Here is a 24513-nt window from a genome sequence, read left to right as displayed (position 1 = left end):
CCATGTGGGTCGGGCCCCGCTGCCTTTGGCAGCGGGGCTTTTCCTTTGGCGACTTTCAGCGACTTTCAACGTTCAGCGACCTTCTGCAACCTTCAGTGACCTTCAGCGAAGCGAGAAGGTCGACAGGCGCAGGCCGTCGCTCAGCACCAGATACACGTCCTGGCGGCCCTTCGCCGCCGAGGTCAGGTCGGTGCTCACCGTCTCGTAGTCATACGCCGACGCCGTGCCGTCCATGTGCGCCGTACCGACCAGCGCCCCGGTGGGCGACCCGAGGCGGACCTCGATCGTGCCTGCCGCTCCTGCCGCCTGGGCCGTGAACGTCCGGGCCCCGGAGCCGAGTTGGGCATCCGTGAACTTCAGCCACGCGCCGTCCCCGGTGGAACCCACCGCCGTCCCGCGTACCTTCGACTCGTCGACCAGCCGTACGTCCGCGTAGTCGTCGAAGTTCTCCGCGCGCGTCACCTTGGCGAGGTTCCGGGCCGGGATCGTCTCGCCCCGCGCCTGCAGCGACGTACGGGCGCGGATGTCGGACGACGAGGCGCCGACCAGGACGTCGTACGTGCCGCTCTCCACGACCCACTTGGAGCGCGTGACGTCCCAGTGCGCGAGGTCCTTCGTGCGGAGTTTCAGCGTCACCGTCTTCGTCTCGCCCGGCTTCAGTGACACCCTCGCGTAGGCCTTCAACTGCTTCAGCGGCTGTTTGTCGCGCGAGGTCCGCTGGTGCGTGTAGAGCTGGACGACTTCGTCGCCGGCCCGGCGTCCGGTGTTCGTCACCGCCACCTCGTAACCGCCGTCGACGTGCTTGAGCGCGCCGTAGCGGAAGGAGGTGTACGAGAGGCCGTAGCCGAAGGGGTAGAGGGGCTGCCCCTTGAAGTACTGGTAGGTGCGGTCGGACTTGATGATGTCGTAGTCGAGAATCGACGGGAGATCCGACTCCGACTGGTACCAGGTCTGGGTGAGGCGGCCCGCCGGGTTCGCGTCGCCGTAGAGGAGGTCGGCGAGGGCGTTGCCGGTCTCCTGGCCCGCGTGGGTGGTCCACAGGACGGCCGGTACCTCCTTCTGAAGGGCACCGAGGGTGGTCGGGTAGCTGTTCTCGACGATCACGACGGTCTCCGGGTTGGCCGCGTGCACCGCCTTGACCAGGGCTTCCTGCGAGGGCGCCAGGCCCATGTCGGCACGGTCGTGGTCCTCGCGGCCGTTGATCGACGGCATCGAGCCGACCACGACCACCGCCGTGTCCTTGCCCTTCACCGCGGCCACGGCCTCGTCGAGCCCGCTGCGGACGACGTCCTTCGCGTAGTGCGCGGCCCGCTCCTTGGAGACCAGGCCGAGGGTGCCGTCGTCGCCGGTCGGGCCGAGGTAGACGGGGTTCGACCACCAGGACTCGCCGGTCTCGTACCCGGCGTACCGGAGCAGGTAGGTGCCGTCGTCCTGCCGCTCCAGCTTGAACTGCTGCTGGACGAACCAACCGTTCGGCTGCACTTGATCATTGACGAAGTTCGACCAGTTGTAGCCGACGTACTTGCCGTTGGCGGCCGAGCGCAGGGTCACGATGCCGGAGCCCCAGTCGAATACGTCGAACTGGGAGGCCGTGCCCGACTCCGCGCTCTCCTTCAGGGCCGCTCCCTCGGCCGCCGTGCCCGCCGTGACGTACTTCCCCGTCGCCGTGTCCTTCAGCGCGATACGGTCCGTGCCCTCGCTGCTGGTCACCTCCGTGCCGAGCTTCGACGCGATGCCTTTGGCGGGCGTGACCGCGTACGGCAGGGTGCCCGAGTACCAGTCGGTGTAGAGGGTGTCGGCGAGGGGGCCGACGACCGCGACGTCCTTCGCGGACTTCTTCAACGGCAGCGCGTTCTGGTTCTTCAGGAGCACCGCCGCCTCCGTCGCCGCCTCGCGGGCCAGCTTCTGGTGGGCCGGGCTGTTGATCACCGACTTGTCGATGGAACCGAACGTGCCGCCGTTCGGGTCGAATTCGCCGAGCCGGACGCGGACGGCGAGGATGTGGGAGACGGCCGTGTCGATGTCCGACTCCTTCAACAGGCCCTGCTGGATAGCCGAGTTGACGGCGGTGACCGTCGGCCCGGAGTCCGCGCTGTTGTCCGTGAAGCTGTCGATGCCGGCCTTCAGCGCGGCCGCGTCGCCCTCGGCGAGCGTGGGGTAGTAGTTCTGGGTGGCGGGGAGCAGGTTGCCGGGGGCGAAGGCGTCGGTGACGTTCAGCAGATCGCGCGAGGTCCAGGTCCGTACGACGTCGTTCAGGTCCGGACTGACCGTGTTGGGGCGGCCGTTGACCAGGTTGTAGGAGGACATGACGCCCGTCGCCGCGTCCGCCTGGATCGCCGGCTTGAAGGCCGCCTCGTCGTACTCGTGCAGCACGCGCGGGCGCAGGTCGGAGGACGTCGTCGCGCGGTGCACCTCGTTGTTGTTGGCGAGGTAGTGCTTGAGGGTGGGGGCCGTCTTGAGGTGGTCGGGGTCGCCGCCGGTCAGGCCGTCGCCGTACGCCGTCGAGATCGAACCGGTGAGGTACGGGTCCTCGGAGTAGCCCTCCTCGTTGCGTCCCCAGCGCGGGTCGCGCAGCAGGTTCACCACCGGCGCCCAGAGGTTGAGGCCCCAGCCGTCCGGGCGGTCCTGCTGGAAGCCGCGCGCCTCGTCGCCGACCGCCGAGCCGACCTGCTCGATCAGCGCCGGGTCCCAGGTCGAGGCGAGCCCGACCGCCTGCGGGAACACGGTCGTCTTGCCGAGCCAGGCGACGCCGTGCAGCGCCTCGGTGCCGGTGCGGAACGCCTGGATGCCGAGGCGGGGGATGGCGGGTTCGTGCTGGTGGAGGAGGGAGATCTTCTCGTCGAGGGTGAGTCTTGCGAGCAGGTCGTCGACGCGCTGATCGACGGAGAGCCGGGGATCGCGGAACGCGTACGCGGGGTCGTCGGCCGCGGCCGGCACGGTGGCGCCGAGGCCGGCGATCAGGGTCATCGCGATGACGACCGTTGTTCTCTGTCTTCTCTTGCCTTTCATGACACGGCTCCTTCGACTAGGGCCTTGCACTTGGGCGGTCCATGGCACTTCAGGGGGCTGCACGGCGGGCCGTGCTCGCCCGTTCCGTCAGCCGGGGAGTGAGCAGCGTCGCCTCGGGCACGTCCGTGCCGCCCAGCTTCTTCATCAGCAGCTCCACCGCCTGTGCGCCCACCTCGGCGGACGGCAGGGCGATGGACGAGACGGGGACGCGGACGCCCTCGGCGAGCTCGTCCGGGCAGATGGCGGTGACGGACAGATCGCCGGGGACCCGTAGACCGAGCTGCTCGAAGGCGTCGATCAGCGGCTCCAGGATCGGTTCGTTGTGCACGACGACTCCGGTCAGCGCGGGTTGTTCGCGCAGCAGTTGCTCGGCGACCCGGCGGGCGGCGGCGGGCGAGGCCTCGCAAGGGTGGACGGAGGACGCGAGGCCGTTCCGGTCGGCGGCGGCCGTGAACCCCTCCACCACACGCTGGGCGAACGCCGTCCCCCGCACATACACCTCGGGCGGTGACCCGACGAGCGCGACGACCCGGTGCCCGAGCCCCGCAAGGCGCTCGACGCACAGTTCGCCCGCCGCCTTGAAGTCCAGGTCGATGCAGGTGAGCCCGTCCGGCTGCGCGGGGAACCCGATGAGCACGGACGGCCGGTCCAGGGCGCGCAGCAATGGCAGCCGGGCGTCGTGGAGCTGGACGTCCATCACGATCAGCGCGTCCACGAGCGCGGTGTCCGCGACCCGCCGCAGCCCGTCCTCGCCCTCCTCCTGGGTGAGCAGCAGCACGTCGTGGTCGTGCCGTCGCGCCGCCGTCACCACCGACACCGCGAACTGCATCACGACGGGCACATGGATGCCCGCCCGCAGCGGCACCACCAGCGCCAGCACGTTCGACCGGCTGCTGGCCAGCGCCCGCGCACCCGCGTGCGGGCGGTAGCCCAGCTCGCGGATGCTCGCCTCGATGCGCTGCCGGGTCTCCTCGGAAATCGGGCGCTTACCGCTGAGGGCGTACGAGACGGTGCTGGGGGACACCCCGGCGTGCCGCGCCACATCGGTGATCTTGACCATGCTCAGTTCAGCTCCAACGACAAGAAGCCCGTCCCGGCCTTCGCCCGTGTCTCCCGCCCACCCGCGGCGAGCCCCCACGGCGCCGAAGGATCACTCGACGAGGCCCGCAGTGTGTCCCCTTCGCGTACGACGGTGAAGGTGACGTCGCCTATCGGCACCGTGACCTGCGCGCCCCGCTCCAGGCCGTACGCGCGCAGGGTGACCCCGTCGGCGTGGTCGTAGTCGGGCCGGTCGTCCACCGCACCGACCGGGATCACAGCACCCGGCCGTACCAGCAGGGGCACGTTCAGGAACCCGTGCCCCTCGCGCACCCAGCGCGGACCGGTCACCGTCCGCCCGCTCAGGAAGTGGGTCCAGGTGCCCTCGGGCACGTAGTACGAGACGTCCCCCTCGTCGCTGAAGACGGGCGCGACCAGCAGATCGGAGCCGAGCATGTACTGCCGCTCCAGATGCGCGCACCCCGGATCGTCCGGGAACTCCAGCACCATCGCCCGCATCATCGGCACGCCCTCCGCGTGGGCGGTGCGGGCGGCCTCGTACAGATAGGGCATGAGGCTGAGCTTCAGCCGGGTGAACAGCCGCAGGACGTCCACGGCCTCCTCGTCGAACAGCCAGGGCACGCGGTACGAGGACGATCCGTGCAGCCTGCTGTGCGAGGACAGCAGCCCGAAGGCGATCCACCGCTTGAACAGCGCGGGCGTCGGCGTCCCCTCGAACCCGCCGATGTCATGGCTCCAGAACCCGAACCCCGACATCCCAAGGCTCAGCCCGCCGCGCAGCGACTCGGCCATCGACGCGTACGTCGCCTCGCAGTCGCCGCCCCAGTGCACCGGGAACTTCTGGCTCCCGGTGGTCGCGGAGCGGGCGAAGACGACGGCCTCGTGTTCGCCGCGGTGTTTGCGGAGCACATCGAAGACGGTCTGGTTGTAGAGGTAGGTGTAGTAGTTGTGCATCCGTTCGGGGTCGGCGCCGTCCGCGTAGGCGACATCGACGGGGACCCGTTCGCCGAAGTCGGTCTTGAAGCAGTCGACGCCCTGCGCGAGCAGCGCCTCCAGCTTGGACGCGTACCAGTCACGGGCGTCCGGGCTGGTGAAGTCGACCAGCGCCATGCCCGGCTGCCACAGGTCCCACTGCCAGACGCTGCCGTCCGGCCGCTTGAGCAGATGCCCGAGGGCCCGCCCCTCCGCGAACAGCGGCGACCGCTGCGCGATGTAGGGGTTGATCCATACGCAGATCCGCAGCCCCTTGTCCTTCAGCCGCGCCAGCATCCCCTCCGGATCGGGAAAGACCCGCGGATCCCACTGGAAGTCGCACCAGTTGAACTCGCGCATCCAGAAACAGTCGAAGTGGAAGACGGAGAGCGGGAGTTCGCGCTCCCGCATGCCGTCGATGAAGGACGTGACGGTGGCCTCGTCGTAGGAGGTGGTGAAGGACGTCGACAGCCACAGCCCGAACGACCAGGCGGGCGGCAGGGCCGGACGCCCGGTGAGCGCCGTGTACTTGCGCAGGATGTCCTTCGGGGTCGGACCGTGGATGACGTAGTACGTCAACTGCTGTGTCTCGGCGCTGAACTGGACCCGGGAGACCGCCTCCGAGCCGACCTCGAACGACACCCGGCCCGGGTGGTCGACGAAGACGCCGTAGCCCGCGTCCGTCAGATAGAAGGGGACGTTCTTGTACGCCTGTTCCGTCGCGGTGCCGCCGTCGGCGTTCCACATGTCCACGACCTGGCCGTTCTTGACGAGCGGCCCGAAGCGTTCGCCGAGACCGAAGACCTGGGTGCCGACGCCGAGGTTCAGCTGCTCACGCAGATAGTGGGCGCCGGTGGCGTCCCGCATGATGCCCATGCCCTTGGGCCCGCTACTAGTGAGGGTGCGGCCATGGGCGAGGAAGTCGATGTGCCAGGGGCTGGTGCGGGCGACCCGGACGGACAGCGCGCCCGCGGTCAGGGTCGCGTGCTCGTCGTCGTACTCCACCTGAGGGGTGAACTCCTCTTTGCCCACGTCGAATTGAGGGCGTCGCGGTTCCTCGCCCTGGAAGTGCGTGAACGTGACGCCGATGACGTCGGGCATCGGCGCGTGCGCGCTGATCGTCACGACCGGTCCCTTCAGCAGGTCGCCGCGGTGGCGGATGGGCTGCGTCGGCGCGTGGATCTCCAGGCCGCCGGGCCCGGAGGTCACGTCGAGGACCTCGACCGGGTGGGCCGCGGTGACGCCCTCGCGCAGGAGCCAGTAGCCGTCGGTGAACTTCATGTGGGGGGTCCTTACTTCACGGCACCCACGGCGATGCCGCGGGTGAGGGTCCGCTGGAAGACGAGGAAGAAGACGATGGCGGGCAGCACGCCGAGCAGGGCGGCCGCGTTCGTCATCGTGGCGTCCATCAGACGCTGGCCCTGGAGGACGCCGAGGGCCACCGACACGGTCTGGTTGTCGTTGGAGATCAGCATGACCAGGGGCAGCAGGAATTCGTTCCAGGTCCAGATGAAGAAGAAGACGAGGAGCACGCCGATGGTGGGCCGGCTGACCGGGACCACGATCCGCCACAGCACCTGCCACTTGTTCGCCCCGTCGATCCGGGCGGCCTCGATGATCTCGCGCGGGAACTGGCCGAGGACGGAGGAGAGGAGGTACGTGCCGAAGGCCGCCTGGACGACCGTGAACACGATGATCACGCTGAGCCGGGTGTCGTAGAGACCGACCTGCTTGCTCAGGTAGTAGATCGGGTAGACCAGCGCCTCCTGCGGCAGCATGTTGGCGAGGACGAAGAAGGCGAGCACCCAGGTGCGGCCCTTGATGCGGCCGATGCCGATCGCGTACGCGTTGAGGACGGAGAGGACGGCGGCGCCGATCGCCACGAAGCCCGATATCAGTACCGAGTTGACGAGCTTCTGGCCGAAGTCGACACGTTCCCAGAAGTCCTTGATGCCGTCGAAGTAAAAGCCCTCGGGCAGGCTGAGCGGCCCGTTCTCCGAGTACTCGGCCGGCGACTTGATGGCGTTGACCGCGACGATGAGGAACGGCAGCACCATGAACAGGGCCGCGATGACGAGGGCGACGAGCACCGGATAACGACGTAGGGCGGTCATGCGCGGATCCCTTCCTCGGCGTCCTCGGCCCGGGTCTGGAGTTTGAGGCCGATCAGGGCCAGGACGAGGATGATCACGGTCAGCACGGTGGAGATCGCGGCGCCGTAGCCGACCTGGGTCTTCTCGAAGAAGGTCGTGAAGGAGAAGTAGGAGGGCACGTCCGTGGCGCCGCCCGGTCCGCCCTTCGTCAGCACGTACACCGCCCCGAACACCTTGAGCGCGGCGATCGTGCACCACAGAAGGACGACGTAGATCTCGGGCCTGATCTGCGGCAGCGTGATGTGCCAGAAGCGGCGCCACCAGCCCGCGCCGTCCAGCTCGGCGGCCTCGTACAACTGCGGGTCGACGCGTTGCAGTCCCGCCATGAAGACGACCAGCGGGAAGCCGATCTGCACCCACACCATCACGCCCATGACGCTGTAGAGGGCGATATCGGGGTCGCCGAGCCAGTCCCGCTGCCAGGAGCCGAGACCGACGGCCTTCAGCAGCTCGTTCAGGGAGCCGTTGTCGGGCGCGAGGATCCAGCTCCACACGATGCCGGCGACGGCGATGGGCAGGACCTGCGGAAGGTAGAAGCAGGCACGGAGTACGGCCGCGATCCTGCTGCCGAAGTGCTTGCCGACGAAGTCGAACAGGGCGGCGGCGAGGACGAGTCCGACGACGGTCGGTACGGCGGCCATGGCGACGACCATGAACACGCTGTGCCGGAAGGACGCCCAGAACTCGGAATCGTCCATCAGCTCGCGGTAGTTGGCGAGCCCGGACCACTTCGGGCTGCCGACGCCCTGCCAGTCGGTGAAGCTGACGCCGGTGTTCATCAGGAACGGGACGACGATGACGGCGAGGAAGGCGAGGATGCCGGGGAGCAGAAAGAGGGCGTAGGAGGTGCGGGGGCGGCGCGGGGGCCTCAGGGCGTGCTGCTTGTGGACCACCCGGCCGCCCCGCTCGACGGTGACCGTCATGTCTTCGGTACGCCCTTGTCGTACGCCTTCTGCAACGCGCTCAGATAGGCGTCCGGTTTCTCGCTCCCCGTGATCAGCTTCTGCGTCTCGGAGACCAGGACGTCGTAGAAGCCGGCGACGGGCCAGTCGGGATAGAAGGCCAAACCGTCCTTGCCGGACAAGGTGTTGAAGTTGGCGATGAGGGACTTGGACTGCGGATCGGTGATGGCGGCCGGGTCGGCGGCCACCGGAACGCCGCCGTTGTTGCCCAGCAGGTTCTGGATCTTCTTCGACATGGTGATGTCGATGAAGTCGTAGGCGAGATCCTTGTTCTTGGCGTTCTTGGGGACCACCCAGAGGTTTCCGCCGGAGCCGAGCGTGAGGTTGCTGCCCGGCCAGAGGAAGGTGCCCCAGGCGAACTTGTTCTCCGTCTGGAAGCGGCCGTACCACCAGCTGCCGCTGAACAGGATGGGGCTCTTGCCCTGGATGAAGGAGACGCCCGCGTCCTCGGCCTTGGTGCCGGTGGACTTCTTGCTGATGTAGCCCTTCTTCACCCAGTCGGCGAAGGTCTCGGCGCCATAGGTCCAGGCGGCGTCGTGGAAGTCGGTCTTGCCCTTGTACAACTCGTACGAGTCGACCCACGACCGGTCGGCCTTCGACAGCGCCAGCTGGTAGAGGTACTGCTGGGCCATGTACTCGGCGCCGGCGTTCGCGAGCGGGGTGATGCCCTTCGCGACGAACTTGTCCATGGCGGCGGTGAGTTCGTCGGGGGTGGTGGGCTCGGCGATGCCGTACTTCTTGAAGAGGTCCTTGTTGTAGAACACCATCGTGTACTCGGCGTAGTTGGGTACGCCATACCACTTCCCGGAGCCCATGACCCCGTTGGTGTCGTACTGGCTGATGGTCCGCACGCCGCCGGTGATCTTCTTGTCCCAGCCGCGCTGGGTGGCCTCGGCGGTCAGATCGGTGAGCAGGCCCTGCTTGGAGAGTGCGCCCGCCGTCGCGTTGCCCTTGTTGTACTCCATGATGTCGGGCGCGTCGTTCGAGTTGAGGACCATCGGGGCGGTCTTCTGGATCTGTTCGAAGCCCTTCTCCTCGAACTTCACCTTGACGCCCGGATGCTTCGCCTCGAACTCCTTGATGGCCTCCTTCCAGGCCACGCCCATCGCGCTGTCGGGTCCTTCGTAGTGCCACAGCTTCAACGTCTTGCCGTCTGATCCGCCGCTGTCCGAGTCACCGCAGGAGGCCAGCAACAGTGACCCCACCAGGGCCACCGCCGTCGCCACCACACGCCGTCGTGTCGTCAACATCCACTGCCTCCAGGGGAGTTGGATGGGTTTCGGAGTCGTCACGCAGCATTCATCGAATCGTTTCGATGCGTGACGTCGAAGCGCTTCGACGGGGGAAGGTATGTGGGGGCTGCGGACGCGTCAATGGGGTGCGCGGGAATTGGGGCGGGGGTTCGGTGGGTCGGACACGTTTTAGCCCGTCCGGCGTTTGAGGACGAGCGCGAAGCGCGATACCGGGGGTCTGGGGGGCGGAGCCCCCCAGGTACGGGACGGGTAGGGGCGGAGGGGGCGAAAAGGGCGTCCACGCATGGCCACCCGCGCTCAGCGTCGCGCCGGGTGGCGTACCGCATCGCGTACGGCACCCCCCGTCGCGATCACGAGCGCGAGCGAAGCCGCCGCGACCGGAACCCCGTACCCCGCCGTCGCCGACACATGCTGCACCACCCACCCACCGGCCGCCGACCCGCAGGCGATCCCCCCGAGGAGGCCGGTCACGGCGAGGGTCATGCCCTCGTTCAACCGGCCGTCGGGCGTGCGGCGTTGGACCAGGGTCATGCCGGTGACCATGGTCGGAGCGGTGGCCGTCCCGGCGACGAGCAGGGCGCCCGCGAGGACCAGGAGGGAGCCCGACAGGGAGGCCGCGAGGAACGGCACGGTCATCAGCGCCGTCATGGCGGCGACGCACAGCGGGTAGCGCCGTTCGACGGGACCGGCCGGCTTCAGGGCCCCGTACAGCAGGCCCGCTCCGCACGAGCCCGCCGCCTGCAGGGCGAGGACCACGCCCGCGGCCGACTTGTGGCCCTGCGCGTCCGCGAACGCGATCGTGACGACCTCCATCGAACCGAAGACCGCGCCGGTGGCGAGGAAGGCGAGGAGGAGGGCGGGCATTCCGGCGGCCCGGACGGGCGACTTGGTGGCTTGCGTACGTCTCCGGGGCGGCGGCTCCGTCGAGCGCTGGGCGGCGAAGACCAGTACGCCGGTCATCATCAGGGCGCCCCCGACCAGCGTGCCCGCCTCCGGGAAGAAGGCCCCGCACAGGAAGGCCGCGAACACCGGCCCCAGCATGAAGCAGAGTTCGTCCGCGGCCTGTTCGAAGGAGTTCGCGGTGTGCAGCGCGGCCGGGTCGCCCTTGAAGAGGTGGGCCCAGCGGGCGCGTGACATGCCCCCGGTGTTGGGCGTCGTGGCCGTCGCGGCGTATGCGACGAAGAGGCTCCAGTCGGGCGCCCCGTAGTGCACACACAGCACCAGCGCGAGGCCGCCCAGCAGGGCGAACGCCGTGGCGGGCACGGCCACACGGGCCTGACCGTGCCGGTCGACCAGCCGCGCGGTCAACGGACCGACGACCGCCGTCGCCGCCAGACCGGTCGCCGTGACGGCACCGGCGAGCGCGTACGAGCCCCGCGAGCCCGCGATCATGATGACCGCGCTCACGCTGAACATGCCCATGGGCAGGCGGGCGATCAGATTCCCGAGGGTGAAGGCGCGGGCGCCGGGGGTGGCGAAGAGACGGTGGTACGGGGAGCGGTGATACGGGGAGGGGGGTGTCCGGCGGCGCCGGGGCGGCTGTCGGCGCGGGTGGAAGTCCGTTGCCACCAGGCTGTCCCCGGTGACGGTGAAGAGCGGCGCGGGTATCCGCTCGGAGGTTTGTTGGGGTAGGGGTAGGGACGCGGGAGCCGGTTCGGAGAGCTGCGGCGTGGGCGCGGGCGCGGACATGGGTGCGGGTGCGGGCGTGGGCGTGGGCGTGGGCTCGGTGGTCTGTTGCGGCATGGATCAACCGTCGCCCGGGGTCGCGTGAGCGGTCCAACACCTACTCCGTGGCGATTGACGCACCCGCGTTGTAAGTTCGCCGGATGCCCGCGGACTTCCTACGCCCACAGCCGGGAGATGGTGCAAGCGCAGGGGCGACTCACCTCGACCCCCGTCTCCTGCGCGCCTTCCTCGCCGTAGCCGAGGAGCTGCACTTCACCCGGGCCGCCGCCCGGCTGTACGTCGCCCAGCAGGCGTTGAGCCGTGACATTCGGCGCCTTGAGCGCGAGCTCGGGGTGGAGCTGTTCGTGCGGACGACCCGGCAGGTGGCGCTGACGGCGGAGGGCGAGCGGCTGCTTCCGTACGCTCGGCGCGTGCTCGACGCGCAGGACGCGCTGCTGGCCGCGTTCGCGCGAGGCCGGCGGGAACAGCGGCCGCTGCTCGTCGACGTCAACTCCCCGGGGCTCGTCTCCGGCCGCGTCCTCGACCGGGCCCGCGAACTCGCCCCCGACAGCGAACTGATGGCCCGCTTCGAGAGCGGGCTGACGGGCGCGGCGCAGGAGCTGCTCGCCGGTCGGCTGGACGCGTCCTTCGGGCGGTTCGCGGGGCTCGACCCGGTGGTGCGGGCCCGGCTGGAGCAGCAGCCCGTACGGTACGAGCCGATGGCCGTCGTCCTGCCCGAGGACCATCACCTCGCCGCCCTGGACGCGGTGCCGCTGGACGCGCTCGCGGGGGAGACCGTGTACGCGGGTGCGGGAAACCCCAGGACGCTGGAGTGGACCGACCTGGCGCGTCGTCTCTTCGAGGGGCGCGGCATCGCCCTCGCACCACCCGCTCCGGTGGCCGTCGGTGCCGAGGAATTCCAGCGGATCATGGCCAAGAAACGGAACCCCGTTCTCGCCGTGGTGGATTTTCCGGCCATGCCCGAAACCGTACGGAGACCCCTCGTTGACCCTGTTCCCTTGTCACCCCTGTCGCTGGTGTGGCGGAGGGGGCTGGTGCACCCGGGGATCGACGCCCTTCGACGAGCGGCCGTCGAACTCGCGAGTGAGGAAGGGTGGCTCCGGCGCCCCGAGGAGGGATGGATTCCGGCCACCGATGTACTCATCATGATGGGTCACGGGTGAGACGGAAGCGCACGTGTCCTCCGCGTGCGCTACATTCATCGTCCGGGCGCAGTGTGGTAAGGGGGGCGCTCGGATCGGGTGGGGGCCCGGTCCGGACGACAAATGAGTAGTGCCCGGCGTCGTCGCGCACCCGAGAACTGTCCCGTGGGGGGATGTGCGTGCGCGTGGAAAACTGGCGGAAAGACGCCCAACCGGCTCGACGTGATGTCGATCAGGCCGAGGGGCCCGAAGCCGATCCGTCACCTTGGCAAGAAGCCGACGCATCGGTTGTCTGGCCGGAAGCCGGGGGCTCAACCGCGTCCTGGCCGGCGGCCGGGCAGAGCCGTGGGCGTGAGCGTGGCCGTGACGCGGAGCCGGAGACCGAGCTGCTCTCGGGCCGGGTTTCCGGAGCGGACGTGGGTTCGGGTACGGATGCGGGTTCCGTTGCGGACCTCGCTTCCGGCAAGGACCTCGCTTCCGGCACAGACCTCGCTTCCGACACGGACCCCTTTTTCGGCACGGCCTTCGCCTCGAGCGGTACGGAGCGCCGGCGCCGCGGCCACCTCGGTTACCGGCTCTCTGGTGATCAGCCCACCAGTGATCAGCCCACCGGCGAGCAGGCCGGCCGGCAGCCCACCAGCGAGCAGCCCTCGCATGAGCATCCCTCCTGGGAGCACCCCGACGACCCCGGCCACACCCACGATCCGCACGAGGTGACGGTCCAGCTCGACGGTGCCGGACGACAGCTGGAGGACTGGCTGGTTCAGCAGGGCAAGGACGCCCCGGGTGCGCAGGAAGGCTCGGACGGCCCGGTCTTCGTCGACGAGTCGGGCCGCCGCAGCCGCAGATTCCGTCGCCTCGGCATCCTCGTCGCCATCGCCTGCGCGGTCTACGCCGTCGTCATCGTCGCCACGCTCCTGTCGGGCAACTCCAACGCGCCCTGGCTCCCGGTGCCGGGTCAGCAGGACGAGCAGCCGGCCGGCCAGGTCGACACCTCGCCGGTGCCTGCCGAGTCGGTGAGCCCGTCCGGTAAGAGCAGCGCCTCGCCGGGCGCGAGCGCGACGGCCAGTGACGGTACGACGCCGTCGCCGGGTGTGAGCCCGACGCCCGAAGCCTCGGGCAGCGCCGCCGACCCGGGCACGTCCACGGTCCCCGAGCCCTCGAAGTCCACCACGACCAAGCCGAACCCGGGCATGAGCACCACCAAGGACCCAGACCCCGAGACGACCGACCCGGTGGTCGACCCTCCGACCCCCACACCCACGGACAGCGGTACGGCCACGACCGACCCCTCGGAGAGCCCGATCACCGACGGGTCGGGGTCGGGAACCGTCGCGGACGGCGCCGTGGAGCAGAGCCCCGTCGAGCAGAGCCCCCTGGAGCCCGAGCCGAGCACCACCGGCGCCGGCTCCTCGTACCCGGAGAACGTCCTCTGATGGCATTCCGCACCAGCCGTCACGGTCCCGCACCCAGTTCGCGGCACCCGCAACCCCCTACGCAGCACCCGCAATCCGGTACGCGGCGCCCCGGGCCCGACGCCCGGCGCCGACGCCTGCCCATGCGCTTCGTGCTGCCCTTGCTCATCCTGCTCGCCCTGATGGCGATGCTGATGCTGCGCGGTTACGCGCACAGCGAGATCCTCGCCGACCACCGCGTCCAGCCCGAGGCGGCCACCGACAAGGTGCCGGAGAAGATCCTCAAGGGCGGCCCGGTCATCGACACCCGCAGCGGCCGTACGACCAGCCTGAGCGTGCCGGACCACCGTCTCGTCCTCACCTTCGACGACGGACCGGACCCGACCTGGACCCCCAAGGTCCTCGACGTCCTCAAGGCGCACCGCGCGCACGCCGTCTTCTTCGTCACCGGCACCATGGCCTCGCGCTACCCGGAGCTGGTGCAGCGCATGGTGGAGGAAGGCCACGAGGTGGGCCTGCACACCTTCAACCACCCGGACCTCTCCTACCAGTCCAAGAAGCGCATCGACTGGGAGCTGTCCCAGAACCAGCTGGCACTGGCGGGTGCGGCCGGCATCCGTACCTCCCTCTTCCGCCCCCCGTACTCGTCCTTCGCCGACGCCATGGACAACAAGTCGTGGCCGGTCACGCAGTACATCGGCACGCGCGGCTACATCACCGTCGTCAACAACACCGACAGTGAGGACTGGCAGAAGCCCGGCGTCGAAGAGATCATCCGCCGCGCCACCCCGCACGGCGGCAAGGGCGCGATTGTCCTGATGCACGACTCCGGCGGCGACCGTCAGCAGACGGTGCAGGCGCTCGACAGGTTCCTGCCCGATCTGCAGCACCAGGGTTACGAGTTCCAGAACCTCACCGAGGCGCTGCGCGCCCCCAGCGCGCACACCGAGGTCACCGGGCTCGAGCTGTGGAAGGGCAAGGCCTGGGTCTACCTGGTCCAGGCCTCCGAGAAGGTCACCGACGCCCTCGTCGTCGGCATTGCCATCATCGGCGTCCTGGTCTTCACCCGATTCGGCCTGATGCTCCTGCTCTCCGCCGCGCACGCCCGCCGGGTGCGGCGGAAGGACTTCCGCTGGGGCCCGGCCCCGATCACCGAACCGGTGTCGGTGCTGGTCCCCGCGTACAACGAAGCGAAGTGCATCGAGAACACCGTCCGTTCCCTGATGGCGAGTGAACACCCCATCGAGGTCATCGTCATCGACGACGGTTCGAGCGACGGCACGGCCCGTATCGTCGAAGGGCTGCGCCTGCCGAACGTACGCGTCGTGCGCCAGCTCAACGCGGGCAAGCCCGCGGCCCTCAACAGGGGCCTGGCGAACGCCCGTTACGACATCATCGTCATGATGGACGGCGACACGGTCTTCGAACCGGCGACGGTCCGCGAGCTGGTCCAACCCTTCGCCGATCCCAGCGTCGGCGCGGTCGCGGGCAACGCGAAGGTCGGCAACCGCGACTCCCTCATCGGGGCCTGGCAGCACATCGAGTACGTGATGGGCTTCAACCTCGACCGCCGGATGTACGACATCCTGCGCTGCATGCCGACGATCCCGGGAGCGGTAGGGGCTTTCAGGAGGTCCGCTCTCGAACGCGTCGGCGGCATGAGCGACGACACGCTCGCCGAGGACACGGACATCACCATGGCCCTGCACCGCGACGGCTGGCGCGTGGTGTACGCGGAGAAGGCGCGCGCCTGGACCGAGGCCCCGGAGTCCGTCCAGCAACTCTGGTCCCAGCGCTACCGCTGGTCGTACGGCACGATGCAGGCGATCTGGAAGCACCGCCGGGCACTGGTCGAGCGCGGCCCGTCGGGCCGCTTCGGCCGGGTGGGCCTCCCCCTGGTCTCCCTCTTCATGGTCCTGGCACCGCTGCTGGCTCCGTTGATCGACGTATTCCTCCTGTACGGAATCGTCTTCGGCCCGACGCAGAAGACGATCGTGGCCTGGCTCGGCGTCCTCGCGATCCAGGCGGCGTGCGCGGCATACGCGTTCCGCCTGGACCGAGAACGCATGACCCACCTGATATCCCTCCCCCTCCAGCAAATCCTCTACAGGCAGTTGATGTACGTGGTCCTCCTCCAGTCCTGGATCACCGCCCTCACCGGAGGCCGCCTGCGCTGGCAGAAGCTGCGGCGCACGGGTGTGGTGGAGGCACCGGGATCGATCCCGCGGCAGCGGGCGGCACGCAGCGGGAACGATCGGAGGCCGGTGGGATGACGACGCACGAGTACACGGCGGGTACGACGCCGACACCGCCGCTGGGGGTGCCGAGCGCGACGGCTCCGCAGTCGCCGTCGGCTCCGCAGCCGTCGTCGGTCGCACAGCCGTCGTCGGCCCCGCGCCGTCCGGGCCGGGACCGCTACTTGGACCTGCTCCGCTCGATAGCCCTGGTCCGAGTGGTCGTCTACCACCTCTTCGGCTGGGCCTGGCTGACGGTCCTCTTCCCCTCCATGGGCGTGATGTTCGCCCTGGCCGGCTCGCTGATGGCGCGCTCGCTGAGCCGCCCGGCCTGGGGCGTGATACGTGGCCGTGTCCGCCGTCTGCTGCCGCCCCTGTGGGCGTTCAGTGCGGTGGCCCTGGCGCTGATGTTCGCGGGCGGCTGGAACCCGGTGAAGGACCCGGACCACGGCGGCACATGGGGCGTGGTCGAGCTGATCAACTACATCATCCCGATCGGCGCGCCGCCGTTCCCCTGGCACATCGGCTCCAAGTCGGGCCTGCTGGAAGACACATGGGCGGTGCAGGCGACGGGCCCGCTCTGGTACCTCCGCGCGTACCTGTGGTTCGTGGTGGCGTCCCCGCTGCTGCTGTGGGCGTTCCGCAGAGTCCCGTGGGCAACACTGCTGGCCCCCCTGGCCCTCACGGCAGTCGTCGGCACGGGCTTGGTCACGATCCCTGGCGAAACGGGCAACGCCGTCTCGGACTTCGCGGTCTTCGGCGGCTGCTGGGTCCTGGGCTTCGCCCACCACGAGGGGATGTTGGCGAAGGTCCCCCGCTACATAGCCATTTCATCCTCGACCCTGCTCATGGCCTTCGGCCTGTGGTGGGCGTCGGGCCACCTGGGCCCCGACGGCTGGGACCTGAACGACATCCCACTCGCCCAGGCGACATGGTCGTTCGGTTTCGTGGTGATCCTGCTCCAGTACAGCCCGTCCTGGCAGGAGCTCCCGGGCCGCCTGGCCAAGTGGGACAAGCTGGTGACCCTGTCCAACAACCGCGCCGTCACGATCTACCTCTGGCACAACATGCTCATCATGGCCACGGTCCCGATCATCGACCAGGCGTACAACCTCTCCTTCATGCAGAGCGACCGCGCGGTCGCGGCCCTCGACACGACGTACATGCTGTGGATGTTCGTCCTCGTCTGGCCCCTGATCGGCCTGACGATCGCCGCCTTCGGCTGGATCGAGGACATCGCGGCAAAGCGGAGTCCGCGGCTGTGGCCGAACGGGGTGCGGGGGAAGGGCCGAGGCCGGTCCGCCCGGGCCACGGGCGCCCACCGCGGCTGACGCCTTTGCAGCGGCCAACGTGGTTGCGCTTTCCGGCAGTTCACGTCACTCAATCGAAGGTTCTGATCGCTGATTTGGCGGGCTTCTGTAGCTGTATGCCGGATTTGTCATCACGGTTGACGTAATTCGCTCTGGTGTCGTCACACACGTCACCGATAGCGTGTCCGGGCCCTCCCGAACCCCACGCCGCACAGGAGCCTCCCGTGAACCGCCGTCCCCGCCTGCTCGCCACAGCCGCCGCCGGTGCGACGGCAGCACTGCTTCTGACCGCGTGCGGTGGGGGCGATGACGGATCGAAGGGGAACGACAAGATCGCCGGGGCGGATACGGGGGGTGAGACTTCGGGGTCGCCTAGCGCGAGCGCGACGGACTCCGCGGCGCGGCCGAAGATCGAGCTGCCGGCGGATCTCACGTACACCTTCGAGTGGCCGAAGACAGGTGACAAGGACAAGGACGCGGTCCTGAGTGACAGCGAGCAGTTCATCAAGGCCGTGGACATGGCCATCGCTGAACAGGACCCGCTTCACAAGGCGTACCGCTTCTACTCCGAAGGCACGGCGGCGGCCGGGAGCCAGAAGTTCATCCAGGAGTTCGTGGACTACAAGGACCGCATCACCGGAGCAAAGCGTTACTACAGCGCCAACGTGAAGATCAACGCCGATGGAACGGCCGGCTTTGTCTACTGCGAAGACCAGAACAAGGCCTACAACAAGAGCCTGAAGACCGGCAAGATCGAGATTACTCCGAAGTCGAAGGACAACTACGTCCTCTACAACAGCCGACTGCGGGTCAACAAGCAAGGCATCTGGATCACGGAAAAGCTGACGTCGCAGCGGGGGAGCAGCGCATGCCAGTCCTGAAATACAGAAACCCTGGAGTAGTTGCCCTCATCGCTTCCACAGCCCTGCTGCTGAGCTCGACTCAAGCGTTCGCGGGTTACGGACATGGCGGCAGCACCAATGGCTCTGATACCAGCGCGTCAGGAAAATCGGACGGCAAGGGCGGAGTTGCTGCGACTGCTGGTGCTGTCGTCTTCGACCGCTCCAAGAACGGTACGGGCGAGTCGGCGGGCCCGGTGACGTCAGCGACGACGTGGACCCCGCCCGCGTGTTACTACGCTCCCAAATACACCCCGGACGAGCTGCAGAAGTACCTGGAGCCGATCTGGAATGCCGAGTCGACGGGGTCCCAGTGGGATTTGGAGCAGCGCAATAAGTACGTGAACGGCGGCGAGTACAAGGACTTCAACAAGGCCAAGGCCGGCAAGGGCTATTGGTGGGACTCGTACGTCACCAAGGGCCGCGAGGGCGACCCGGGCGCCCTCGACTGCGACAAGCCCATCTTCTGGGTGGACAAGGGCGAGGCCCCGCCCGCAGACATCCCCGAGGCGATCACCCCCAAGATGCTGGCGCAGCTCGCGTACGCCGAGATACGCGTCCCCTCGACCAAGGTGGACCTCGCCCCCGAGGGCACCACGAAGGTGAACCTCCCGACGTGGGCATGGCTGGACACGGCGAAGTTCAAGCCGGTGTCGGTGACCGCCTCGGTCCCACTGCTGGGCGTCTCGGCGACAACCACCGCGGAGCCGGTGTCGCTGAAGATCGAGCCCGGCACGGACGACGCCACGACGTACCCCGCCTCCGGTGTCTGCGAGTTCAACAACGGCCGTATCGGCGAGGCCTACGCCAAGGGCAAGTCGGACGAGATCCCACCCTGCGGCGTGCGCTACCTGCGCTCCTCGGGCGACGGCTCGTACAAGCTCAAGGCCACCATCACGTGGAAGATCCACTGGACGGGTACGGGCGTGACCGAGGCACAAGGCCTGCCGGACGGCACGTTCGGGGCCGAGCAGGACGTCGTCGTGCAGGAGATCCAGGCCGTCAACCGCTGACCGCTTGCGGGGCTCCGCCGTCAGGTGCCCGCTCCTGAGAAGGGGCGGGCACCGTCGCAACGGCAAATGCGGAATGGATAGAGTCACTTACTCGTGCCAGAGGCAGGGAGAGGAGACCGATGCATGGCGGATCGACTGGTCGTCGACGGCGATGAGCTCGCACACTTCATGAAGTTGCTCAACAAGTCGAGCGACTCGCTGAGGGGGCTGCGCAAGGCGCTGGCCGACGCGACTGTCACCGGGCTCGGCACGGACGATCTGGACGCCGCGTGCGAGGACTTCCAGGAGGACTGGAAGTACGGCACCGAACAGATCGGTGAGCAGACCGAGGAGCTTGCGAAGATCATCGGGCAAAGTAAGGACAGCTACAACGAGGTGGACAAGGCGCTGGAGGAAGCACTGAGGAATGCCAAGGACGGTAAGGGTGGAGGTAAGAAGTGACCGTCACTTCAGGCGTCGAACCATCCCCTTTTCCCGATTCCGCGGCCCGCCGGAACGGTGATCTTCCCCAGGGGCTGAAGTCGTCCCCATCCATCCCGAATCCCGACTATCCGCACTTGGGCTTCAACCCCGTGCCCGGCAGCACCGATACGGTTCGCGACCTGCACAAGAAGCTCGCGAACTGCGCCAAGACCCTGGAAGAGGCTTACGACCTCGTCACCAAGCTCCTGGACGGCAGCTACTGGAAAGGTGATGCAGCCATTGCCTTCCGGGAGCAGCTGGACGGCGGCCCCCTCCCCCTGAACCTGAAGAACGCCGCGCACTCCATCCGCAAGGCGGCCCGGCAGCTCGACCGCTGGGAAGGGGAACTCGACGATTTCCAGCACCGTGCCAAGAAGCTCGAAGGCGACGCGAAGGACGCAAAGGCCGCGCTGGACACGGCGAAGGGCCGAGCGAGCAAGGCGGAGAACGACCCTGACCTGGACAAGAAGGGCGCCCGCCAGGACGACGCCCAGAAGGCGTTGACCCACGCGAACACGGCCGTGGACGAGGCCCAGGCCGAACTCGACAAGATTATCGGCAAGGCGAAGAAGCTGGCCGAGGAGCACGAGCAGAAGGCTCAGTACCGGGCAAACAAGATCCGCGACGCGACGACGAAGCTGGCGCCGCATGAACCCGGCGCGTGGGACAAGTTCACCGACTGGCTGGGCGACAACCTGCCCGACATCCTCAGCGCGTGCGCAGCGGTGTTGGGTGTGATCGCATTGCTGGGGCTTACGGCTATTGCACCATGGGCGCTGTTCCTGGCAGCGGGACTGCTGAGCGCGACGGCTTTCGGTCTGCGGATCAGCGATCCCGAGGTTCGGGCGTCCCTGGCGGACGGCTTCTCCAAGGGTGAGCTGGACCTGGACTTCTGGAGCAACGCCCTCGGGGTGGCAGGGGACCTTCTGGGTATGGTGCCGGCGCTGGGGGTGGCGCTCAAGGGAGCCTTCAAGGCACCACAGCTCATGCGTGCGAGCGGTGAGGTCCTGACGCTGCCGCAGAAGATCGCGGCAGTTGGAACCTCGATCAAGACAGAGGCCACCGCAGCCGGAGGCGCCGTGAGCATCTTGGCTCATCCGAAGGTGTTCGGTGGTCGGCTCGCTCCGATCGTGGAGAGGATCGACGCTCCGGCGACTCTCCTGGGCGCCGGGACCGCGTTGTACGGCGTGGCCGGCACCCTTGCGGAGAGCCTGGATAACGACGCGGCCAAGGCGATCACCAGTGGTCTGGATGGCCCCAGAACCCTTGGGGTAGATCTCCCAGCGGCGGTCGGAGCGATTCACTTCCTCATGTTCGGGGCGAGGGCGGCATCGTGAGCGTTCCCTATCTGATCGACGAGTCAGCGCGGAGTCAGGATGCCGATATCTGGTTCGCGCTGCCCGCGGGCTTCGTCGCATTTCCGCTCGTGGAACTGGCGGAGGCGGCGAGCGGCCCGGAGGAGGCGAATCCGGGGCATGTGGTGCGTCCGCTGTGGGAGGCGCTCCCCGATCCCGAGTCTCGGGAGCGATTCCTGACCGATTTCGCTCCGGTCCAGCGGATGGCCCAGGCGTTCCTGGAGTCCGGAGCTATCCACTGCTCCCTCGGCCTGCACATGGACGACGAAGGTGATGGCAGTCTGCTGCTCTCACTGTTCACACTCGCGTGGCGGGCGACCAGCTGGGCTCCGCGGAGTGTCATCGCGGCTCGTGCAGCAGCGGGCAGCGAGACGAACGCTGAGCACATCGAGGCTCTGGACCTTCCCTGCGGCCCGGCCTCACTTGTGCAGGAGCGTCTGACTACGCCGCCGGAGGCGGGACTTGGCCAGCGGGATCTGCTTCAGTTCACCGCGTACGTTCCCTGCCCCGACGGTGCACGGATCGCGATCCTCACACTGGCCACCACGGCGGTCGGGCGTGCGCGGCACTACCGTGCTCTGCTCCGGGACATCGCCGAGTCGGTCAGCTTCGACAACCCGTTCCCGGATGTGCCTGATGAGAAATGACATGGCTCCCACGCAGTACTCCACAGCCTGGGCCGACCCGGCCACGCGCCGTGCCTGGACGCAACTCGTCACGTGCGCGATCCTCGGACAGATTCTCTGGCCGGTGGCGTGGGTTGGCCTGCTGGCGTGGTACGTGACCTCGCCGACATGGACACTGTGGTTCTTCTTCGTCCCGATGCTCTACTCGTTCTACCGGACCTTCCTCCAGCCTGCGTACATCACCTGGGCCCTCCGCGCGCTGCGTCTGTTGCGGGAATACCCCTGGCAGGTCTACGAGAGGCCGGAGAGCGGCATTGGCAAGGTTCCGGACGCCGGGCCCGGCGACGTGTGGCTGAAGTTCCCCGACCCCGAACAGTCTGCCGACAAGGTCGCCATGGTCATGCGCTCCCATCTCCGAGCAACCTTCTGGGCCCGGCGTCTTGGCCCTGGCGTCAAACCTGAGAAGGCGGCTCAGGTTCAAGAGATCTGGTTCGCCGGCGACCCCCGCTTCGCCGCCGTCATCGCCATCCCGGGCCCCCGCCGCCTCTACGTGATCTGCCAGCGGCCGAGCTACAACAGGGGTATCCCCGGCCACGCCCACGGGGCCAGCCCGCACGCCGTCGAACGCGCCCGTCGCGCGGGCATCCGTGTACCGGAACTGTACGTGGCGGCACCGGGCACCGAGGCGTAGCGCCAGGTTGCCAGGAGTTTGCCGAGGTGTTCCGCTTCGAGAACGCCCTGAAGCCGTGGAGATTGAGGGGTCTCCGCGGTTGAGCGGTGCGGATGGCTCCCGCGATGGGACTGGTGTCACGGCCCGTGTTCAGCCGGGGAGAGCCTGGCCCTGGAAGGGAAGTGCCCGTGGCCTTGCGTGATCATGTCTGGTCTTCAGGCAGAACGATCACGCGGGGGCCACGGGCTTGGACAGCCTCCAGCCGGACATCGACGTCGACGTCACCATCCGCATCTGGGACGTAATCTGGGACGTACCACCGGCTCCACCCGCTGATGCCGAAGGCCACGTCGCCATCAGCATCGAATCCGAAACGGGCTTCCTCGTCGTCAATCAGCTGGGCCTCGGCCCCGCCGGAGAGATGACCCTGCCCCGGCCGGGCGTGTACGAAGGCCAGGCCTGGTGGGCCAACCGCCGGGCAGTTGCCGACTACTACGGCACCGTGCTTGACCAACTCACCGACGACGCCCCCGAAGGTCGGCTCATCGAGGCCTGGAGCAACTGCCCCGTCACCGAACGCTACGTACTCGACCTCGCATACACCCGTGAGCCCGAGCCCGTCGACGAAGATCCCTGAGAAGTCCGGGTGTTGTCAGACCGGTGTCCGAGGGAGCTCGTTCCGTCGAGGCATCCGTCGACGGTTTCCGGCCGGGGGCAATGGACACCACCCCGGAGGACTTCGGTATCGCATTCCGGGCTCCCACGGTCTGCTTGGCCAGACACGTGCGTACGTCACTTCTGACGGTCCCTGAACTCGCTCACGGGGTGGCGGCCCCAACCGTCGCGTTCGACGTGGTGAACGGCCTTCGAGTCGGTGGACCACCAGGCCGCTGGGGCGAAGGTGACGGTGGGGCCTTGCAATGAGCCCGATTATTCAGCTCGTCCGGTGTGAACCCGTCACGTCGGCCAATGCACCCGCGCCCAGGCCCGGTGTGTTGTTCCAGCGGCGGACGCGGTGTGCCGTGGTGGTGAGGCGGCGGTCGTTGGGGGGCGGTGTAGAAGAGGGACTCGTCCGGGTTGGGGTCGTTGCCGCCCCAGCGGATGACGCCGTTGAGTTCGGTGAGGATGTCCTGGATCAGTAGGCGCTGTTGAGGGAAGAAGCCGCCGCGGGTGTCGGCGGGGTAGGCGCCGGGGCGGATCTGTACCGCCGTGCCGGAGGCCTGGTTGGACTCTGGGAGGCCCTTGCGGACCGTGCCGGGGGAGCGCCATCCGATGGCGTCTCCCTTGCGGAGTTCTTCGACCTCGTAGTGGAAGCGGCGTACGACGTGGACGAGGACGGTCTCGACGTCGCCCATGCGTACCGCGATGCCCGCGAGGGGGGTGCCGGGGACGGGGCGGGTGAAGATGCGGCCGCCGTCATCGGTGACGCGTTCCATCTCCCAGCCGTTGCGGGACGGCTTGCCCGTCATCACGCGTCTGGAGCGTGCCTCCGCCTTGCGGACGGCCTCCCGCACCGTCGCGGAGAGCGGGTTCGTGCCGGGGACCGGGTCCTTTCCGGCCGCGTACGCCGGGCTCGCCAGGAACTGCGAGGCGGGGAGGGACGCGGCGATCGCCGCGCCCGTGATCACCGCCGTGCGGGTGAGGACCGTACGGCGGGATACGTGAGGAGGGGGTTCGAGGGGTGTGCTGGGGCTCGTTCAACTTGTCTTCTTTTTCCTGAAGTTGTCTCTGGCGCGGAGCTCCGACGCGAACGCCGCGCCCACTCCGAGCGCCACGGCGGTCAGGGCCAGCCCCAGGGCCGCGGGGTTGACGTATGCGGGTACGGCGGCGGCGTACGTACCGGCGCCCCTGACATGGCAGTTCAGGTGCAGGGGTAGGTAGGAGACGTCGGCGCCGGTGATGTCGGCCGCGTGCGCGCGGCCCACCGCGGCGCGGCATGCGTCGACCGTCATCGTCTCGTCCTTGACGAGGTGGAGGGCGCCCCAGACGTACAGGGCGGCGGCTGCCGCGGCGGCGAGGCCCGCGAAGCCGCGGAGCAGGGCGTCCTTCCCCGAGCGCCTGACGCCGTGCCGGGCCAGTGTGGTGAAGCCGAACACAGCGAGCCCGCCCGCCACGGCCAGGCCGACGAGGCCGATCAGCAGGATGGCGAGGATGTTGGGTTGGTCGTCGCTCATGGGGGCTCCTGATCGGGGTTCCAGGGATTTCGGGGATTCCAGGGGTTCCAGGAGTTACACGGGTTCCAGGAGTTACAGGTTCCGGACTGTGCCGTTGTCCCGGGGTCGTGGGAGCCGCC

The 24513-nt window shown here is 68.4% G+C and carries 19 protein-coding genes and 1 pseudogene; 11 read left to right on the top strand and 9 right to left on the bottom strand.

What is annotated here, in order from left to right; all coding sequences use genetic code 11:
* Positions 1-102 precede the first annotated feature (102 nt).
* The 7 genes from ACFY0T_RS17020 to ACFY0T_RS16990 all read right to left on the bottom strand — a co-directional run bounded on the left by ACFY0T_RS17020 (position 103) and on the right by ACFY0T_RS16990 (position 11097).
* Entirely contained in the window at positions 103-3009 is a 2907-nt protein-coding gene (locus tag ACFY0T_RS17020; RefSeq protein ID WP_388870362.1) for a glycoside hydrolase family 3 C-terminal domain-containing protein, read from the bottom strand.
* Between the two features lie 49 nt (positions 3010-3058).
* A complete protein-coding gene (locus tag ACFY0T_RS17015) occupies positions 3059-4069 on the bottom strand; it encodes a LacI family DNA-binding transcriptional regulator (RefSeq protein WP_388870359.1) in 1011 nt (336 codons plus the stop codon).
* Positions 4070-4071: 2 nt separating this feature from the next.
* Complete coding sequence (gene yicI / locus ACFY0T_RS17010) at positions 4072-6321, bottom strand: alpha-xylosidase (protein WP_388870357.1); 2250 nt, start codon at positions 6319-6321, stop codon at positions 4072-4074.
* A gap of 11 nt (positions 6322-6332) precedes the next feature.
* Positions 6333-7154 (bottom strand): carbohydrate ABC transporter permease, encoded by an 822-nt coding sequence (locus ACFY0T_RS17005; RefSeq protein ID WP_388870354.1) that lies wholly within the window; start codon positions 7152-7154, stop codon positions 6333-6335.
* The gene (locus ACFY0T_RS17000) at positions 7151-8116 is read right to left on the bottom strand and encodes a carbohydrate ABC transporter permease (protein ID WP_388870351.1); all 966 of its coding nucleotides are present in this window, start codon (positions 8114-8116) and stop codon (positions 7151-7153) included. Before ACFY0T_RS17000 ends, ACFY0T_RS17005 begins: the two co-directional genes overlap by 4 nt.
* Positions 8113-9405 (bottom strand): ABC transporter substrate-binding protein, encoded by a 1293-nt coding sequence (locus ACFY0T_RS16995; RefSeq protein ID WP_388870348.1) that lies wholly within the window; start codon positions 9403-9405, stop codon positions 8113-8115. Before ACFY0T_RS16995 ends, ACFY0T_RS17000 begins: the two co-directional genes overlap by 4 nt.
* A gap of 300 nt (positions 9406-9705) precedes the next feature.
* On the bottom strand, positions 9706-11097 hold the full coding sequence (locus ACFY0T_RS16990) for an MFS transporter (protein WP_388870531.1): 1392 nt from the start codon (positions 11095-11097) through the stop codon (positions 9706-9708).
* A gap of 137 nt (positions 11098-11234) precedes the next feature.
* Here ACFY0T_RS16990 and ACFY0T_RS16985 point away from each other — a divergent pair, with 137 nt between their 5' ends.
* The 11 genes from ACFY0T_RS16985 (at position 11235) to ACFY0T_RS16935 (ending at position 22857) form a co-directional block, all read left to right on the top strand.
* A complete protein-coding gene (locus ACFY0T_RS16985) occupies positions 11235-12257 on the top strand; it encodes a LysR family transcriptional regulator (protein WP_388870346.1) in 1023 nt (340 codons plus the stop codon).
* A 395-nt stretch (positions 12258-12652) separates the two neighbouring features.
* Entirely contained in the window at positions 12653-13672 is a 1020-nt protein-coding gene (locus tag ACFY0T_RS16980; protein ID WP_388870343.1) for a hypothetical protein, read from the top strand.
* Positions 13672-15924: a glycosyltransferase gene (locus tag ACFY0T_RS16975; protein ID WP_388870340.1), complete on the top strand. Its 2253-nt coding sequence runs from the start codon at positions 13672-13674 to the stop codon at positions 15922-15924. The genes ACFY0T_RS16980 and ACFY0T_RS16975 overlap by 1 nt, the downstream gene beginning before the upstream one ends.
* Positions 15921-17216, top strand: a complete 1296-nt coding sequence (locus tag ACFY0T_RS16970) for an acyltransferase (RefSeq protein ID WP_388870338.1) — start codon at positions 15921-15923, stop codon at positions 17214-17216. The genes ACFY0T_RS16975 and ACFY0T_RS16970 overlap by 4 nt, the downstream gene beginning before the upstream one ends.
* 203 nt (positions 17217-17419) lie before the next feature.
* Positions 17420-18076: a hypothetical protein gene (locus tag ACFY0T_RS16965; protein WP_388870335.1), complete on the top strand. Its 657-nt coding sequence runs from the start codon at positions 17420-17422 to the stop codon at positions 18074-18076.
* Positions 18064-19107, top strand: coding sequence for a hypothetical protein (locus ACFY0T_RS16960; protein ID WP_388870332.1), 1044 nt, complete (start codon positions 18064-18066; stop codon positions 19105-19107). The genes ACFY0T_RS16965 and ACFY0T_RS16960 overlap by 13 nt, the downstream gene beginning before the upstream one ends.
* A gap of 123 nt (positions 19108-19230) precedes the next feature.
* On the top strand, positions 19231-19548 hold the full coding sequence (locus ACFY0T_RS16955; protein ID WP_388870330.1) for a hypothetical protein: 318 nt from the start codon (positions 19231-19233) through the stop codon (positions 19546-19548).
* The gene (locus tag ACFY0T_RS16950; RefSeq protein WP_388870327.1) at positions 19545-20906 is read left to right on the top strand and encodes a hypothetical protein; all 1362 of its coding nucleotides are present in this window, start codon (positions 19545-19547) and stop codon (positions 20904-20906) included. Before ACFY0T_RS16955 ends, ACFY0T_RS16950 begins: the two co-directional genes overlap by 4 nt.
* Entirely contained in the window at positions 20903-21571 is a 669-nt protein-coding gene (locus tag ACFY0T_RS16945) for a hypothetical protein (protein WP_388870324.1), read from the top strand. The genes ACFY0T_RS16950 and ACFY0T_RS16945 overlap by 4 nt, the downstream gene beginning before the upstream one ends.
* A 1-nt stretch (position 21572) precedes the next feature.
* Positions 21573-22241 carry a hypothetical protein gene (locus ACFY0T_RS16940; protein WP_388870321.1) on the top strand — a complete coding sequence of 223 codons (669 nt, stop codon included), beginning with the start codon at positions 21573-21575 and terminating at the stop codon, positions 22239-22241.
* Between the two features lie 226 nt (positions 22242-22467).
* The gene (locus ACFY0T_RS16935; protein ID WP_388870318.1) at positions 22468-22857 is read left to right on the top strand and encodes a hypothetical protein; all 390 of its coding nucleotides are present in this window, start codon (positions 22468-22470) and stop codon (positions 22855-22857) included.
* Positions 22858-23154: 297 nt separating this feature from the next.
* Here the strand turns inward: ACFY0T_RS16935 and ACFY0T_RS16930 are convergent.
* Both ACFY0T_RS16930 and ACFY0T_RS16925 read right to left on the bottom strand, forming a co-directional pair.
* A pseudogene (locus ACFY0T_RS16930) lies at positions 23155-23848 on the bottom strand (hypothetical protein).
* A gap of 69 nt (positions 23849-23917) precedes the next feature.
* A complete protein-coding gene (locus ACFY0T_RS16925) occupies positions 23918-24394 on the bottom strand; it encodes a hypothetical protein (protein WP_388870315.1) in 477 nt (158 codons plus the stop codon).
* Positions 24395-24513: the final 119 nt, after the last annotated feature.

Source organism: Streptomyces sp. NPDC001530, assembly GCF_042894545.1.
Classification (GTDB): domain Bacteria; phylum Actinomycetota; class Actinomycetes; order Streptomycetales; family Streptomycetaceae; genus Streptomyces.
The sequence above is the reverse complement of the archived record's forward strand: the minus strand, read 5'-3'. Positions and strand labels throughout refer to the sequence as shown.